15 protein-coding genes are annotated in these 16,178 nt (G+C 62.1%); 10 read left to right on the top strand and 5 right to left on the bottom strand.

All coding sequences use genetic code 11. The features are described from left to right. Positions 1 to 8: 8 nt before the first annotated feature. From ACLH0I_RS17340 to ACLH0I_RS17330, 3 genes are all read left to right on the top strand, one after another. A complete protein-coding gene (locus ACLH0I_RS17340) occupies positions 9 to 803 on the top strand; it encodes a DeoR/GlpR family DNA-binding transcription regulator (RefSeq protein ID WP_411384900.1) in 795 nt (264 codons plus the stop codon). A gap of 118 nt (positions 804 to 921) precedes the next feature. Beyond that, on the top strand, positions 922 to 1,848 hold the full coding sequence (locus ACLH0I_RS17335; RefSeq protein ID WP_411384899.1) for a Gfo/Idh/MocA family protein: 927 nt from the start codon (positions 922 to 924) through the stop codon (positions 1,846 to 1,848). 15 nt (positions 1,849 to 1,863) lie between these two features. Further along, positions 1,864 to 2,559 (top strand): tRNA (adenine(22)-N(1))-methyltransferase, encoded by a 696-nt coding sequence (locus tag ACLH0I_RS17330; RefSeq protein ID WP_411384898.1) that lies wholly within the window; start codon positions 1,864 to 1,866, stop codon positions 2,557 to 2,559. Between the two features lie 165 nt (positions 2,560 to 2,724). Here ACLH0I_RS17330 and ACLH0I_RS17325 read toward each other — a convergent pair whose 3' ends face one another. The 3 genes from ACLH0I_RS17325 to ACLH0I_RS17315 form a co-directional block, all read right to left on the bottom strand. After that, a complete protein-coding gene (locus ACLH0I_RS17325; RefSeq protein WP_411384897.1) occupies positions 2,725 to 3,102 on the bottom strand; it encodes a hypothetical protein in 378 nt (125 codons plus the stop codon). Between the two features lie 65 nt (positions 3,103 to 3,167). Further along, positions 3,168 to 3,893 carry a lysostaphin resistance A-like protein gene (locus ACLH0I_RS17320; RefSeq protein ID WP_411384896.1) on the bottom strand — a complete coding sequence of 242 codons (726 nt, stop codon included), beginning with the start codon at positions 3,891 to 3,893 and terminating at the stop codon, positions 3,168 to 3,170. Between the two features lie 609 nt (positions 3,894 to 4,502). Beyond that, complete coding sequence (locus ACLH0I_RS17315; RefSeq protein WP_411384895.1) at positions 4,503 to 5,747, bottom strand: acyl-CoA dehydrogenase family protein; 1,245 nt, start codon at positions 5,745 to 5,747, stop codon at positions 4,503 to 4,505. Between the two features lie 374 nt (positions 5,748 to 6,121). On the opposite strand from ACLH0I_RS17315, the gene msuE reads away from it, so the two are divergent. From msuE to ACLH0I_RS17280, 7 genes are all read left to right on the top strand, one after another. Beyond that, positions 6,122 to 6,685, top strand: a complete 564-nt coding sequence (msuE, locus tag ACLH0I_RS17310; RefSeq protein WP_250964437.1) for an FMN reductase — start codon at positions 6,122 to 6,124, stop codon at positions 6,683 to 6,685. Between the two features lie 39 nt (positions 6,686 to 6,724). Further along, a complete protein-coding gene (gene sfnG / locus ACLH0I_RS17305) occupies positions 6,725 to 7,822 on the top strand; it encodes a dimethylsulfone monooxygenase SfnG (protein WP_411384894.1) in 1,098 nt (365 codons plus the stop codon). Positions 7,823 to 7,836: 14 nt separating this feature from the next. Then, complete coding sequence (locus ACLH0I_RS17300; protein WP_411384893.1) at positions 7,837 to 8,997, top strand: AMP-binding protein; 1,161 nt, start codon at positions 7,837 to 7,839, stop codon at positions 8,995 to 8,997. Between the two features lie 13 nt (positions 8,998 to 9,010). Continuing rightward, complete coding sequence (locus tag ACLH0I_RS17295; RefSeq protein ID WP_250964888.1) at positions 9,011 to 9,793, top strand: ABC transporter ATP-binding protein; 783 nt, start codon at positions 9,011 to 9,013, stop codon at positions 9,791 to 9,793. Between the two features lie 219 nt (positions 9,794 to 10,012). Then, positions 10,013 to 10,894: a branched-chain amino acid ABC transporter permease gene (locus tag ACLH0I_RS17290; RefSeq protein WP_411384892.1), complete on the top strand. Its 882-nt coding sequence runs from the start codon at positions 10,013 to 10,015 to the stop codon at positions 10,892 to 10,894. Between the two features lie 11 nt (positions 10,895 to 10,905). Next, on the top strand, positions 10,906 to 11,973 hold the full coding sequence (locus tag ACLH0I_RS17285; RefSeq protein ID WP_411384891.1) for a branched-chain amino acid ABC transporter permease: 1,068 nt from the start codon (positions 10,906 to 10,908) through the stop codon (positions 11,971 to 11,973). Positions 11,974 to 12,045: 72 nt separating this feature from the next. Continuing rightward, positions 12,046 to 13,371: an ABC transporter substrate-binding protein gene (locus tag ACLH0I_RS17280; protein WP_411384890.1), complete on the top strand. Its 1,326-nt coding sequence runs from the start codon at positions 12,046 to 12,048 to the stop codon at positions 13,369 to 13,371. A gap of 483 nt (positions 13,372 to 13,854) precedes the next feature. Here the strand turns inward: ACLH0I_RS17280 and ACLH0I_RS17275 are convergent, their stop codons facing one another. Together ACLH0I_RS17275 and ACLH0I_RS17270 are read right to left on the bottom strand one after the other, a co-directional pair. After that, positions 13,855 to 14,958 carry a sigma-54 interaction domain-containing protein gene (locus ACLH0I_RS17275; RefSeq protein WP_411384889.1) on the bottom strand — a complete coding sequence of 368 codons (1,104 nt, stop codon included), beginning with the start codon at positions 14,956 to 14,958 and terminating at the stop codon, positions 13,855 to 13,857. A 188-nt stretch (positions 14,959 to 15,146) separates the two neighbouring features. Next, positions 15,147 to 16,178, bottom strand: a complete 1,032-nt coding sequence (locus ACLH0I_RS17270) for an HlyD family secretion protein (RefSeq protein ID WP_250964893.1) — start codon at positions 16,176 to 16,178, stop codon at positions 15,147 to 15,149.

The following is a 16,178-nucleotide window of genomic DNA, read 5'->3' as shown; positions in this document are numbered from 1 at the left end:
GTAATGTCATGACTACTCCTCACGAAGCGTTCCCTGGTGAACGCCAGCAATTGATCAGCCAGCGTCTCGCCCGGTATGGCCGGGTGATCGCGGCTGACTTGGCCAGCGAATTCAAGGTCTCCGAGCACTCGATCCGGCGTGACCTTGGCGCGTTGGCAGCGGCGGGGGTGTGCAAGCGCGTTTATGGTGGCGCGATCCTCGTGCCCGCGGCCGAAGGGTCGATGGAGGCGCGCGTGCGCAAAGACCCGGCGCGCAAGGGCAGCCTCGGCCAAGCCGCCGCTGCACTGTTGCGCGCGGGCCAGCACGTGTTCATCGACGCCGGGTCGACCAACCTGGCGATTGCCTGCGCCATCGATCCGTACCTGCCATTGACCCTCACCACCAACTCGCCGTTGATTGCGGTCCAGTTGATGAAACTGCCCCGGGCCGAAGTCATCCTGCTGGGCGGCCGCTTGAACCCAGTCGCCGGTGGTGTGATTGGGTTGACGGCTGTCCAGCAATTGCGCCAGTTCAGTTTTGACCTGTGTTTCCTCGGCGCCTGTGCCATCGATCCCGATAATGGCGTTACGGCGTTCGGCCTGGATGACGCGGAGTTCAAGCGCGCGGTGGTTGTGGCCAGTGGGCAGGTGATCGCGGCGGTGACCAATGAAAAGCTGTCCAGCGTTGCCCACTACCAGGTGGCCGCCTGCGAAGAAGTCGCCGCCCTGGTGGTGGAGCACGACGCGCCGCGTGAGCGACTCGAACCCTTCTTCGGCCGGGTGACCAACGTCGTGACGGCGGATTGTGCACAGCGACGCGCCTGAAGTATTTGCCCAACTGGGCGGGGCATTCGAATAGATACTGCACGACCCCCATTGTCCGCCAGGCGATTTGCGTCTAGTTTGCTGGCCGATCATAAGTACAAAAAATCAGGAGTCATCGATGCAACCGATTCGTCTCGGCCTGGTGGGCTACGGCAAGATTGCCCAGGATCAACACGTTCCAGCCATCCACGCCAACCCCGCGTTCCAACTGGTGGCGGTCGCCACGCAAGGACAGCCTTGCGCCGGGGTGGAGAATTTCCGCTCCCTGGGCGAGCTGCTGGAAAACGGTCCGCAGGTCGATGCGATTGCGTTCTGCACGCCGCCGCAAGGTCGATTCGCCCTGGTGCAACAGGCGCTGGCGGCTGGCAAGCACGTCCTGGTGGAAAAGCCGCCGTGCGCCACGTTGGGTGAAGCCATGGCCTTGGTGGAGCAGGTTCGCGAGCAAGGCGTCAGCGGCCTGTTCGCCTGGCATTCCCGTTATGCACCAGGCATCGAAGCCGCCCGTGACTGGCTGGCCAACCGCACCTTGCAGAGCGTGCAGATCGATTGGAAGGAAGACGTGCGCAAGTGGCACCCGGGCCAGGCGTGGATCTGGCAACCCGGCGGCCTGGGCGTGTTCGATCCGGGCATCAATGCCTTGTCGATCGCGACCCATCTGCTGGCACTGCCGTTGTTCGTGGAATCGGCCGAGTTGCGCGTGCCGGACAACTGCCAGTCGCCAATTGCCGCCAGCATCAAGATGGCCGACGCGCGTCACCTCGATATCCGTGCGGAGTTCGACTTCGACCATGGTCATGACGAGCTCTGGAGCATCGAGATTCGCTGCGCCGAAGGCGTGTTGCGCCTGGACAACGGCGGTGCCCTGTTGAGCATCGACGGCGTGCCCCAGGCGGTATCCGAGGAGGGCGAGTACGCGGCGGTGTACCGGCATTTTCAACAACTGATCAACGACAAAGCCATCGACATGGACCTGCAGCCACTGCGCTTGGTCGCCGACAGCTTCTTTGTCGGCAGTCGGACGGCGGTCGAGCCGTTCTACGATTAACCCAGGGAATTGCAGTTGAACGAACACACATTGTCCATGCGCCTGGAGCGCGTGGCGGCGCACATGCCGGCGGGCGCGCACCTGGCCGATATCGGCTCGGATCACGCTTACCTGCCGGTGGCCTTGCTGCGCCGTGGCGTCATCGCGACGGCGGTGGCCGGTGAGGTGGCAACAACGCCATTGCGCGCCGCCGAACGCACGGTGGTCGAAAATGGCCTGGAGCAGCGGATCAGCGTGCGCCTGGCCAACGGCCTGGCGGCAATCGAGCCGGAGGACGGAATTACGGCGATCAGCCTCTGCGGCATGGGTGGCGAGACGATCCGCGACATCCTGGACAGTGGCAAAGCGCGGTTGAGCGGTCGGGAGCGCCTGATCCTGCAACCCAACGGCGGCGAACAACCGCTGCGCCAATGGCTGATGGAAAACGGCTACCGCATCCTCTGCGAGGAATTGCTGCGGGAAAACCGCTTCTACTACGAGATCATCGTGGCCGAGCGCGCCGGGCCGGTGGCGTACACCGCCGAGGAGCTGTATTTCGGCCCGCTGCAGTTGCAAACCCGAACCCCGGTCTTCCTGGCCAAGTGGCAGCGCCTGCTGCGCCAGAAGCACAAGACCCTGGCCAGTTTCGCCAAGGCACGGCAGGCTGTGCCTGAAGAGAAGCAGCAGGACATTGCGCGGCAGGTTCGGTGGATCACTGAGCTGTTGGCCTGAGCCTTGGGGTTGGATGTGCCTACGTCATCGCGAGCAAGCTCGCTCCCACAAAGGTGAATCGGGATGCTGTGAACATCCACACCCCCTGTGGGAGCGAGCTTGCTCGCGATGAGGCCATCAGTCATTTCACCGAATTGAACAATGCCCCGGTCGCCGACCGCCCGCTTATCGACCCACCACCGGGTAATGTTTGATACGACACGCATATGAGTTGCCGTCGCCTTTACAGACACCGTCCAGGTAGCGGTAGTCCACCCGTACCGACTGCCCTTTCCCGGGCCATTGGCGGCGGGGGAGCGTAGCTTGGTAGTCCGGGGTTTCCGGGGTGAAGGTGAGCAACGAGCCTGGCTGAGGACACTCCACCGAGGCGGATTTCGGCCTGACGTTCACCACCTGCGCCTGAAGCTGCGGATAGGGTCGTTTCAGCACCTCGACGACACGCAGCTCCATCTCACAGATCTGCCATGTGGAGGCCTGGACGGGCTCGCACAGCAAGGGAAGCGTCAAGGCAAGCAGTCCGAGGCATGTTGCGTGAGTGTTCATCGTTGCCCTTGTTTGAAATGCTGGTGTTCGCAAAATCATAGCGTGGCATGGCGCCTTCGCCTGACTCAACCGTAAAGCCCCATCAACGAGAACGACTTGTCCGTGGTCAGCGCCACAATCTCGGCCAACGAATGCAGGAGCACCGGCACCAGCAGGCCACCACTGGCGACTCTGGCGACGGCGAACACGCCGCCACAGGCGAAGATCAGCACGACCGTCAGCCAGTTTCCGTATTGGATGTGCATGCCGGCGAAGATGGCCGACGTCACGATGATCGCGATCCATGTCCAGGCACGGCTGTTCTCGTAGGGAAACAGCCGGAGCATGTAGTGGCGGAAGAATAATTCTTCGGCGATGGGCGGCAGCACGATCAGCGAGGCGATCTTGATCGTGGCCTGCCAATTGTTGAGCCCGTCCAGAAGCTCGGCCATGAACACTTCACGCGGCAACCCGAGTACGAGGACGGCGACCCCGAAAAGCAGGTAGGCCCCGATGGTGCCCATCGCTCCCCATTGCAGGGGTTTGCGGATGGAGCGACCTCGCCACTGTGAACGTAAATCGGCGCGATATTGCAAGGCGAAAAGGGCGAAGAGAAGGAGCGCGGTGATACCGGAGGTGGTCGTGAACGTCAGGTAGGCCTGCATGTCTGCGGGAACAAAAAGGACCTCGGGCATCGCCGCAAGGAAGACGACCACGGTGGCCAGCACAAACATCCCGAGCCGGGGAAAGAAGCGGTAGGGCGATAGAGTGGAAGCGGGTGCAAACTCAGGGGCGGCACTTAGATTCGTCACAGTCACTCCATGAGTGCAAGGAAAAAGGCATGATGCCAGTGTTTTGATCGGCTGGGATGAGTTCCTATTGGCTTTGTGAAAAAGTCGGCAATTGGACCTGGTGGATACACCTGAACCACCGCCATCGCGAGCAAGCTCGCTCCCACACTGGATCTTCAGCAGACACAAAATCCATGTGCACCTGGCCCCCCTGTGGGAGCGAGCTTGCTCGCGAAGAGCCCAGCACATCCAACCTCACCGCAAACTGACACACCGCCTTCGCGAGCAAGCCCGCTCCCACATCGCCGATCCAGTGGACACGAAACTCATGTACAACACAGAACCACTGTGGGAGCGGGCTTGAACGCGAAGGGGCCAGCACATTCAACATCCATGTAACTGACCCACCGCCATCGCGAGCAAGCTCGCTCCCACACTGGATCTTCAGCAGACACGAAACTCATGCACAACACAGAACCACTGTGGGAGCGAGCTTGCTCGCGAGAGGCCAGCACATCCAACATCACTGCAAACTGACACACCGCCTTCGCGAGCAAGCCCGCTCCCACTGGAGGAGCGCGGTCTAAGCCGCCGTTACCCCATGACGGTTTTACACACCGACCCCAAGCACTAGACCTGCTTCGCCCCCCCACCAATCTGCCAGACATACGGCGGTTCCGTCCCATTGATTTCCCAATCCCCAATAATCCGCTCCTTGTAGATCAACGGATTGTGCGAAGCGGCGGTGCGGGCGTTGCGCCAGTGGCGGTCGAGGGCCTTGCTGGTGCTGGTGGCCGAAGCGCCGAGGGCATTGAACAGGTCGCTGGTGGCGCGTAGCACCAGGTCGGAGATCACCACCTGGGCCTGGGCGGACTCCAACTCGGCGGCAATGTTGGCGGTGCGTTCGGTCTCGGCGTTCTGGCTGAAGCGGCTTTCATAGGCGCGTTGGGAAGCGCTCGCGGCCCGTAGGGCAGTGGCTTCGGCGGCATAGACCTGGGCCGAGGCCCGGCCGACCACTTGCTGCACCTGCACGTCCTGGCTCACTTCGCTGGCATTGCCGGTGCTGAAGACCCGGGTGCGTTTGCGCACTTGCTCGGTGATGTCATGGACCGCGGCACGGCCGGCGCCGGTCAGCACGGCGAGCAAGACCAGTTGATAAAACGCGGTCTGGTATTTGAAACGGGTGGAGAAGTCGATGAGGTTTTCCGCCTCGACCAATGCGTTCTCGAACCGCGATGTCCCGCTGCCGGTGGTGCGTTGGCCAAAGCCGTCCCAGTCATCGCTTTGCTTGACGCCCGGCTGGTGCACGCGCACGGCGGCAATCACGTCGGCACCGTCGTCGTCACGCTGGGCATACACGTCGATCCAGTCGGCGAAGATACTGCCGGTGCTGTAGTACTTGGCGCCATTGACCACCCATTGATCGCCCTGGCGGGAAACCCGGGTGACGACTTCGCCGATTTTCACCGCGCCGATCTCCGTCCAGGCGTTGCCCACCAACTCACCCTCGACGAAGCGCTTGAACCAAATGTCCTGTGGGCTGCTGGCATGGGCATTGAGGCGGTCCTCGACAAATGCAAAGTGCCCGCGCAGGGCCTGGGGCAGATTGGAATCGGCTTCGGCCAGTTCGATCAGCAGTTGCAACAGTTGCGGTAACGAGGCCCCGGCACCGCCATATTCGAGCGGTACGCGGATGGCGCCAAAGCCGGCTTCCTTCAGCCATTTCACCTGTTCAAAGGGCAGGCTGCGGGTCTGCTCGCGCTCCAGGGCGCCGGCCTGGATGCGCGCAAAGATCGGCCGGAAACGCTCGGCCAAGGGCTCGTAGTCGGTGCCGGTGGAAAGGATTGGCGGCAGGTGTTGTTGCTGTGCGGTCATGTTGATGTTCCTTCTTGATGGCGAGTAGGCGGGCAGGGGGAAACCTGCCGGTGCCAACGGTCATTGCACGGTCCATGCCCGACCCGCGACGCCCATGAATGCGGGTCTGTACGACGCTCGTCGGTGAAAGGGCTGTCCTGGCTGCGGACAATCTGTTGCGCAACTGTATGCCCGGCAACAGTTGTCGTGACAGGCATCGAAACGCAGGTGTTCACCAGGCAACAGTGGAACAACAGCTTGTCCGTCGAGCGACAGCAAAGTGATTAGGCTGTACTTCTAACGTATTGATTATTAAAGGTATATGAACGTGGCACGGTTGCTGCTCTACACCCTGTGCAGACGCTGAGGTGGCGTCTCCAGGCATGGGGTAACTGATGAGCAAGCAATTCAAAGTGGTGGCGGTGTCAGGCAGCGTGCAACACCCGTCACGCACGCTGGTCCTGCTCCAGGCGATAGTGGACAGGCTCGCACAGCAACTGCCGGTCGAGGTGCGCTTGATCGAACTGGCCAAGGTCGGTCCGCAGTTTGCCGGGGTGTTACGTCGCGAGGCATTGCCGGCCGCGGTACAGGACGACCTGCACGCCATCGAGTCGGCCGATCTGCTGATCGCCGCCAGCCCGGTCTATCGAGCCTCGTACACCGGCTTGTTCAAGCACCTGTTCGATTTTGTCCATCACGAAGCCCTCAAGAACGTACCGGTGCTGCTCGCCGCGACAGGGGGCTCGGATCGCCATGCCTTGATCATCGATCACCAGTTGCGGCCGCTGTTCGGTTTCTTCCAAGCCCTCAGCTTGCCGGTGGGCGTCTATGCCAGCGAAACCGATTTCAGCCAATACCGCATTTCCAGCCCACAGGTGCTGGACCGTATCGAGCGCGCCGTCGAATCGGCGCTGCTGAGCCTGGTCCCGAGCGTCCGACGCAACGCCAGTGCCGCCTGATCCCTTTTTCCTTTCAAAACGAGCCGTGGAGTACATGCAATGAGCCAGGACACGATCAAATTTGCCTACTGGGTGCCCAACGTCAGCGGCGGACTGGTGGTCAGCAAAATCGAACAACGCACCGACTGGGGCATCGACTACAACCGCAAGCTGGCCCAGATCGCTGAAGCGGCCGGCTTCGACTACGCCTTGTCCCAGGTACGCTTTACCGCCGGCTACGGCGCCGAATACCAGCACGAGTCCGTGGCGTTCAGCCATGCCTTGCTGGCCGCCACCACGCGCCTGAAAGTCATCGCCGCGGTGTTGCCGGGGCCGTGGACGCCGTCTGTGTTGGCCAAGCAGATCGCAACCATCGATCACCTGACGGGTGGCCGAGTGGCGGTCAACGTCGTGTCGGGCTGGTTCAAGGGCGAGTTCACGGCCATTGGCGAGCCGTGGCTGGAGCACGACGAGCGTTATCGCCGCTCCGAAGAATTCATCACCGCCCTCAAGGGCATCTGGACCACTGATAATTTCACGCTGCGCGGTGACTTCTACCGCTTCCACGACTACACCCTCAAGCCAAAACCCCTGCAGCAGCACCCAGAAATTTTCCAGGGCGGCAGCTCACGTGCGGCTCGGGACATGGCCGCCCGGGTATCGGACTGGTACTTCACCAACGGCAATACCGTGGAAGGCGTCAAGGCGCAGATCGATGATCTCCAGGCAAAAGCCGCGGCCAACCACCACAAGGTCAAGGTCGGCGTGAATGCCTTTGTCATTGCCCGTGACACGGAAGAAGAGGCGCGGGCGGTCCTTGCCCAAATCATCGACCAGGCCGATCCCGAGGCCGTCAATGCCTTTGGCGACGCGGCGAAACAGGCCGGCAAGTCCAGCCCGGAGGGCGAAGGCAACTGGGCCAAGTCCAGTTTCGAAGACCTGGTGCAGTACAACGATGGCTTCAAGACCAACTTGATCGGTACCCCTCAGCAGATCGCCGAACGCATCGTCGCGCTAAAGGCCGTGGGTGTGGATCTGGTGCTCGCCGGGTTCTTGCACTTCCAGGAAGAAGTCGAGTATTTCGGCCGTAAGGTCCTGCCGTTGGTGCGTGAGTTGGAGCAACGCAAAGTGACGGCCAAAACGGCGGCGGTCGCCTAGGCGCGGGAGGCAGCATGGGCACGTTCACCGACACACCCGACGCGGTCCCGGCCAGCTTGCCCCAGTGGTTGCAGCGACAGGCGCTAGAGCATGGCACCGATGTCGCGCTGCGCCATAAGCACCTGGGTGTCTGGCAGGAAAGGACCTGGGTGCAGGTGGTCGACGAGGTGCGCCGTTTGGCGAGTGCCCTGCAAGCTCGCGGTTTTGCGGCGGGCGAGACCCTGACGATCATCAGCCGACCCAGGCCCCAGGCGCTGCTTGCCGCATTGGCCGCGCAATGGCTAGGCGGCGTGGCGAGCTTGTTCGACCCGCTGGAAGCAGCGGCCGAACAGGTGCAACGGCTCACTACATTGCAACCGGATTTCGTCCTGGTCGAAGGCGTGGAGGACATGCTGCGGCTGCGTTCGGCGCAGGTGGCCGTGCGGATCTTGGTCTATCTCGACAAACGTGGCCTGTCGGATTCGACGCCATTTGCGCAGGCGTTGGATTACGCCGCGTTACTTGCCGAGCGACCGATCGATAACGGGGTGCCGCAAGGGCGAGTGTTGCAAACGGCCTTTGTCTTTTATCGCGGGGCTGGCCAGGCGATCGAGGAGCAACGCGTCAGCCACGCCGAGCTGTTGCAGGAGGGGCAGCGCTTGGTGAACCGCGAAGGGCTGGGTCGCCAGGAAGAGGCATTGGCCGCCCGGGCGTTCGCCTCGGGTGGGCAAGCTCGCTATCTGCTGGCGCCCTGGTTGATCGCCGGTTTTCGCCTGAATTTTCCCGAGAACCTGGCGACCCGCGACCGCGATCGGCGTGAGCTGGGGCCGACGCTGGTGGCCGGGACGCGGGAAACCTACGAACGTTTGCACCGCTACGCGCTGGAACGTTTGCCCGCGCCGGGCAGTGGGACGCGCAGGCTGGTGGACTGGGCGCTGGCAACGCAGCAGGGGCCGTTGCAACGGCATGTGGGGGATTGGCTGGTGCGTCGGCCTCTGCGCGATGTGCTGGGCTTTTCCCGGACCCGCGCGCCGCTGTTGGTGGGCGATGCATTGCCGCCGGACACCCAGGCGTTTTTCCAGGCATTGGGTATCAGGGTTCGCCAGTGGGGCGATGCGGCCCATTGGGAAGTGCCGACGCATCTTGTACACAAAACCACCGATAACTGGACCGGCCTCCAGTCCCAACTGGCCTGAGAGGAGACGCCCCATGACCCAGACGGCCATTACGCATTTGCTGGAGCTGGAACATATTTCACTGTCATTCAAAGGTGTCAAAGCGATCACGGACATCAGCTTTCGCGTCGCCACCGGTGAAATCTGCGCCTTGATCGGCCCCAACGGCGCCGGCAAGAGTTCGCTGCTGAATGTCATCAGCGGCGTGTACCAGGCCCAGGACGGGCACATTCGTTTTGATCGGCAGGAGCGGCGCCGGATGCGTCCCCACGATGTGGCGGTCCGCGGCATTGCCCGGACATTCCAGAATATCGCGCTGTTCAAGGGCATGAGCGTGCTCGACAACGTGCTCACCGGGCGCAACCTCAAGCGCCGCAGCACCTGGATCGAGCAGGCACTGCGCATCGGTCGCGCCCGGGCCGAGGATGATCATCAGCGCGAAGCGGCCGAACGGGTCATCGCGTTCCTGCATTTGCAGCCTTGGCGCGACGTCCTGGTGGGCACGCTGCCCTATGGCTTGCAGAAACGAGTGGAGCTGGCCCGCGCACTGGCGGCGGAGCCTCGGCTGTTGCTGCTGGATGAACCCATGGCCGGGATGAACGCCGACGAGAAGCGACAGATGAGCCGCTTTATCGTCGACATCAACCGTGAGCTGGGTACGACGGTGGTGCTGATCGAGCACGACATCGGCGTGGTCATGGACATCAGCGACCACGTGGTGGTGCTCGACTACGGTCGCAAGATCGGCGACGGCTCGCCCGAAGACGTACGGCAGAACCCCGAGGTCATTTCGGCCTACCTGGGCACTCGCCACTGATACCGGATATTTGATGCCTTCCCGCTGGGCTCTGTAGGAGCTGGCGAAGCCTGCGATCTTTTGATCTTTTGATCTTTTGATCTTTCGCTTGAGACTCAAGTGTCTGGGAAAAGATCGCAGCCTCGCTCGGCTCGACAGCTCCTACCGCGCAGCCCAGCGGGAGCAATCCTTGGCTACAGGATCCTCGTTTGTATTGACTGGACAGCATTAGGAACAGCGATGGAATTTTTCTTTGAAGTGCTGATTGGCGGGTTGTTGGCGGGGGTGATGTATGCCTTGGTGGCCATCGGTTTCGTGCTGATCTACAAGGCCTCCGGGGTGTTCAATTTCGCCCAGGGCGCGATGGTGCTGTTCTCGGCGCTGACCTTCGTCAGCCTGCTGGAGCGGGGTGTGCCGTTCTGGCTGGCGTTTCTCATCAGCTTGGCGGCCATGGTGCTGATCGCCGTGGCGGTGGAGCGGGTGGTGCTGCGGCCCTTGGTCAACCGGTCGCCGATCACACTCTTCATGGCCACCCTTGGCTTGTCCTACGTCATCGAGGGCTTCGCCCAGGCGCTGTGGGGCGCCCAGGTGCACGGCCTGGACTTGGGCATCAGCGATGAACCGCTGGAACTGGGCGGGATGTTGTTGTCGCAGTTCGACATTTTTGCCGCGTTGACGGCAGCGTCCCTGGTGCTGCTGTTGTCCTGGCTGTTCAACAAGACTCGCCTCGGGTTGTCGCTGCGAGCGGTGGCCGATGATCCCTTGGCGGCGCTGGCCGTGGGCATTCGTTTGCAGCGGGTCTGGGTGGTGGTGTGGTCGGTGGCGGGGTTTGTCGGGCTGGTCGCCGGCCTGCTCTGGGGCGCGCGCCTGGGCGTGCAGTTCTCGCTCTCGCTGGTGGTATTCAAGGCCTTGCCGGTGCTGATCATCGGTGGCTTCACCTCCATCAGCGGGGCGATTGTCGGCGGCTTGATCATCGGTGCCTCGGAGAAACTGGCGGAGGTTTACCTCGGGCCCTTCATCGGCAGCGGCATCGAGAACTGGTTTCCCTACGTGCTGGCGCTGCTGTTCCTGTTGGTGCGGCCGGCGGGGTTGTTTGGCGAACGGGCCATCGAACGGGTTTAGGGGGCGCATCTATGTTCTATCGGGAAGCAGGCCAGTTCAGCACACGTTATGCCCAGGACCGTCGGGTCTACGCCCTGCGCCAGGACCGTCACGGGCTGGCCGCATTGCTGCTGTTTGCCTTCGTCGGGGTGCCTTGGCTAGGCAATGACTATTGGCTCAGCGCGATCCTGATTCCGTTCCTGGTGCTGTCCCTGGCCGGGTTGGGGCTCAATTTGCTCACCGGTTATGCCGGGCAGCTGTCCCTCGGTTCAGCGGCGTTCATGGCGGTGGGAGCCTTTGCCACCTACAACCTGGAAATACGGGTCGCTGGCTTGCCGTTGCTGGTCAGCATTGCCCTGGGCGGGTTGATGGCGGCACTGGTGGCGGTGCTGTTCGGCCTGCCGAGCCTGCGTATCAAAGGCTTCTACCTGCTGGTCTCGACCCTGGCGGCGCAGTTCTTCGTGACCTGGGCGCTGACCCGGTTCAGTTGGTTTTCCAATAACAGCGCCTCGGGCGTCATCAGCGCGCCGCGCCTGGATGTGTTAGGGGTGAACCTCGATGCGCCCGTTGGCCGCTATCTGTTGACCCTGACCGTGGTGGTGGCGCTGTTCTGGCTGGGCAAGAACCTGGTACGCAGTGAGTTGGGGCGCAACTGGATGGCAGTGCGCGACATGGACACCGCCGCTGCGGTCATCGGCATTGCGTTGGCGAAAACCAAGCTGCTGGCGTTCGCCATCAGCGGCTTTTTCCTCGGGGTGGCCGGCGCGCTCTGGGCTTTCGCTTACCTGGGGACGGTAGAGCCCCACGGATTCGACCTCAATCGGTCGTTCCAGATCCTGTTCATCATCATTATCGGCGGCCTCGGCAGCCTGCTGGGCAACTTCCTCGGCGCGGCCTTCATCGTGCTGTTTCCGGTGCTGCTCTCGAACCTGGTATCGCTGCTGCCCGTTGGGCTGGTGGACGCCGGCCAGGTGGAGAACCTGCAGAAAATGATATTCGGCGCCCTGATCATCCTGTTCCTGATCAAAGAGCCAGAGGGCCTCGCGCGTCTTTGGCAGAGATTTCGCCAGCGCGCACGGCTGTGGCCGTTGCGCTACTGAGCGAACCGCACAACGCGGGTTTGCAGTTCCATTTTGTTGGCTTATTTATGGCTCCATAACAAGGAAATCCCGATGTTCAAACGATCATTCGCCAGCAGCCTGGCACTGGCCTTGAGCCTCACCGCCACGGCCTTTACCGTCCAAGCGGACAACGAACAATACTTCCCGCTGCAAAGCTATCGCGTCGGCCCTTATGCGGCTGGCGGCAGCGGTTTTTTCGGTGGTTTCATCGACTATCTCAAGTACGTCAACGCCAATGGCGGCGTGAACGGCGTCAAGCTGACCTGGAGCGAGTGCGAGACCGAATACGTGGTGGAAAAAGGCGTCGAGTGCTACGAACGGCTGAAGAAAGGCTTGAACGGTGCGCCAGCGGCGGCCACCAACCCGCTGTCGGTGGGCATTGCCTACGCCACGCTGGAGCGCTCGACCGCCGACAAGCTGCCACTGATCACCATCAACCACGGTCGCACGGACTCCACCGATGGCAGCGTGTTTCCCTACGTCTTCCCATTGCAATTGAATCCGTACTCCGAGGTCTCGGCGATCATCAACTACATCGGCCAGCGCGCCGGCGGGTTGGACAAGCTCAAGGGCTTGAAGATCGTCACCCTGTATCACGGTTCGCCCTATGGCAAGGAAACCAACGAGGTCCTGCAAACCCTGGCCGACAAGTACGGCTTTGCGCTGACCTTGCTGGAGGTGCCGCACCCGGGCAACGAACAACAATCGCAGTGGCTGAATATCCGTCGGGAAAAACCCGATTGGGTGATCCTGCGCGGTTGGGGGGTGATGAACCCGGTGGCGCTGAAAACCGCGCAGAAAGTCGGGTTCCCGGCCGACCACATCATCGGCAATATCTGGAGCAACTCCGAAGATGACGCCGCGCCGGCCGGTGCCGCGGCCAAGGGCTTCATCGCCATCACCACGCACCCTTCGGGCACCGATTTCCCGGTGTTGCAGGGCATCAAGCAGCAGGTGGTGGACGCCGGCCATGGCGACCTGGCCGATCCCAAGCGTTTCGGCACCGTGTATTACAACCTCGGCGTGGTCAACGGCATTCTCAACGTAGAAGCGCTGCGCATTGCCCAGCAGAAATTCGGCCAGCAACCCCTGACGGGTGAGCAGGTGCGTTGGGGCTTCGAGCATCTCAAACTCGACGACGCCCGACTCAAGGAACTGGGGGCGTTGGGGCTGGTGCAGCCGTTGCAGTTGTCGTGCGCGGACCATGAGGGCGGTGGTGCGGTGCGTTTCCAGCAATGGGACGGTGGCCAGTGGAAGCTGATCAGTGACTGGGTGCAGGCCGACCGCGCCTTGTTGCGGCCGATCATCGAAGCCTCTTCGCACCAGTACGCCCGGGAAAAAGGCATTACCCCGCGTGATTGCAGCAAGGAATCCTGAGGCATCGCAGCGACCGGTCGCTCCCTCGCCACGAGATGCGGCCAGGCGTTCGAGCGGTGTGGATTTTTGCGGTGTGGCGAGCGGAGCTCTACAAAATTGACACGCCACCGAAACGCTTTTTGTGGCGAGGGAGCTTGCTCCCGCTGGGCTGCGCAGCGGCCCTCAAGCCAGTCACCGCGGTGTATCAGATGGATGTCATCCGCCTCAATGGGGGCGCTTCGCACCCAGCGGGAGCAAGCTCCCTCGCCACGAGATGCGGCCAGGCGTTCGAGCGGTGTGGACTTTTGCGGTGTGGCGAGTGGAGCTCTACAAAATTGACACGCCACCGAATCGCTTTTTTGTGGCGAGGGAGCTTGCTCCCGCTGGGCTGCGCAGCGGCCCCAAAGCCAGTCACCGCGGTGTATCAGATGGATGTCATCCGCCTCAATGGGGGCGCTTCGCACCCCAGCGGGAGCAAGCTCCCTCGCCACAAAGACGTGGGCGTCAGGTCGACAGGTTGATCACCCGGCCATCCCGGGTGTCCAGTGCCGGGCGGCGTCGATTGACCACCAACTCGCCAATCCTGATCAGCAATGTGCGGGTGACGTTGCGGCTCAGGCCCAGCAGGCTTGCGGTATGGACTTGATTGCAATTGGCGTATCGGTAGGCGGTGCGCAATAACTCGGCCTCGACCTTTTCATACACATCGCCATGCCCTTGCTCGAGCAGTTTCTCGAAGGCTTTCTGCAAGAGCGCCTCTGCACTTTGGGGGACGGATTCGGGCAGGTTGTCCTGGCGCTCGATGCGCAAGTTCGACAGGTGCAGGTCCTGCACACCAATCACTTTGTTACGGCAAATCAGCAGCGTGTGGTGAATGACGTTTTCCAGCTCGCGGATATTCCCCGGCCAGGAATAATCGAGCAACTTGCGCTGCGCCTGGGCATCCAACGTCACCTCGCCGTGACCGAGCCTGTGGCTGTACTGCGCAATGAAATGGCGTATCAGCGGCAGAATGTCGCCGGGACGTTCGCGCAGCGGCTTGAGCACCAGGCTGACCACGTTCAAACGGTAATAAAGGTCTTCGCGAAAATGCCCGGCATTGATGGCTCTTTCCAGCTGTACGTTGGTGGCCGCCAACACACGTACATCGATCTTGATGCTTTTGCGCGAACCCAGCCGGACCACTTCACGTTCCTGCAATACCCGCAGCAACTTGACCTGGATCGGCAACGGCAAATCCCCGATTTCATCAAGGAACAGGGTGCCGCCGTCCGCTTCCTCGAACCAGCCGGCCTTGGCTGTCAACGCGCCGGTAAAGGCGCCTTTTTCATGCCCGAACAGCTCGGCCTCCACCAGGCTCTCGGAAAACGCCCCGCAGTTGACCGCAACGAAGGGCTTGTGGCGACGGGCGCTGAGGTTGTGGACGTGGCGCGCCACCAGTTCCTTGCCGGTCCCGGTCTGGCCGATGATCAACACGCTGGCTTCACTGGGCGCGACTTGTTGCAGGTGAGCCAGCAAGGCGCGGGAGGTGGGGTCTTCGAAGACCTGGGCGGTGGCACGGATCGAGGTGGCCAGGCCGGGGGAGGGAGGTAGTGTTAGAAGCTGCATGACGGTGGCCCGTTAATGAGATTGCCGTGACTGAAGGTAGGTGAATGCCAACGTTCCTTGAAGGCAATACCGCGAAGCCATTGGGCTTAAGGCTTAATCTAAATGATCTAAAAAAATGATAATAAATAACTTTAAGTTATTTGCTTAGGCGACTGTGGGAGCAAGCCTCGCTCCCACAGGCTTGGCATTTATCCATCAATGCGGATATGCGGGGTCACGGACATCCCCACCCGCAGTTTCGCCGCGGCGGGTTGGTCGGGATCGATGCGAATGCGCACGGGCAAGCGCTGGACGATCTTGGTGAAGTTGCCGGTGGCGTTGTGCGGCGCAATGGCTGAATAGCTGACGCCGCTGGCAGGTCCCAGGCTTTGCACGGTGCCGAGCAGCGACTCGCCCGGCAACGCATCCACCGTGATGTCCACGGCCTGGCCCATCGCGACGCGCGCCAGTTGCGTCTCGCGGAAGTTGGCGGTGATGTAGACGGCGTCGAGCGGCACAATCGCCAGCAACGGTTGCCCGGTATTCACGAATGCGCCGATGCGCACGGATTTCCGTCCTATGGTGCCGGCGATCGGCGCCGTGATGCGGGTATAGGACAGCTTCAGTTCCTCGATGGCCTGCGTGGCTTGGGCATGGGCGAGGGTGGCCTGGGCTTTTTCCAGATCGGCCTTGAGGACATCCACTTGCTGCCGGGCCGCCTGCAAGCCCGCCTCGCTCCTGTCCCGGCGCGCCTGTTGGATGCTCAATTGCGCTTCGGCCTGTTGTCGCGCTTGCACGGTACCCGAGCCATCGTTGGCCAAATTGCGATACCGCGCTTGGTTGGCACTGGCCAGTTTCAGCGCCGCCTCGTCCGCGGCCACCGCCGCCTGAGCCTGGCGGATGGCGGTTTGCTGCCGGCTCAGGTGCGCTTGCAGGCTGGCGATGCTGGCCCGGGCACTGGCGACCTGGGCGTTGGCCGCGTTCACGGCGGCGACGAAATCACGGTCGTCCAGTGTCGCCAGCAAGTCGCCTTTCTCGACCCGCTGGTTGTCTTCGATCAACACCGTCTCGACCGTACCGGACACCTGCGGCGCGACTGTGGTGAAGTCCGCGTGGACATAAGCGTCGTCCGTTGACTGTGTCGATGCGCTGGATTCAGGGCGATTGACGTAGAGCACCCCGGCGGCTGCCACGGCGAGCAGAACGACACTGATGATCTGGGCTTTCTTCGATAAGGCCAT

Source organism: Pseudomonas sp. MPB03, from assembly GCF_046605385.1.
In the GTDB taxonomy this organism is placed as follows: Bacteria; Pseudomonadota; Gammaproteobacteria; order Pseudomonadales; family Pseudomonadaceae; genus Aquipseudomonas; species Aquipseudomonas zanjanensis.
Note: the sequence above shows the minus strand (reverse complement) of the source record. Positions and strands in the feature narration are given on the sequence as shown.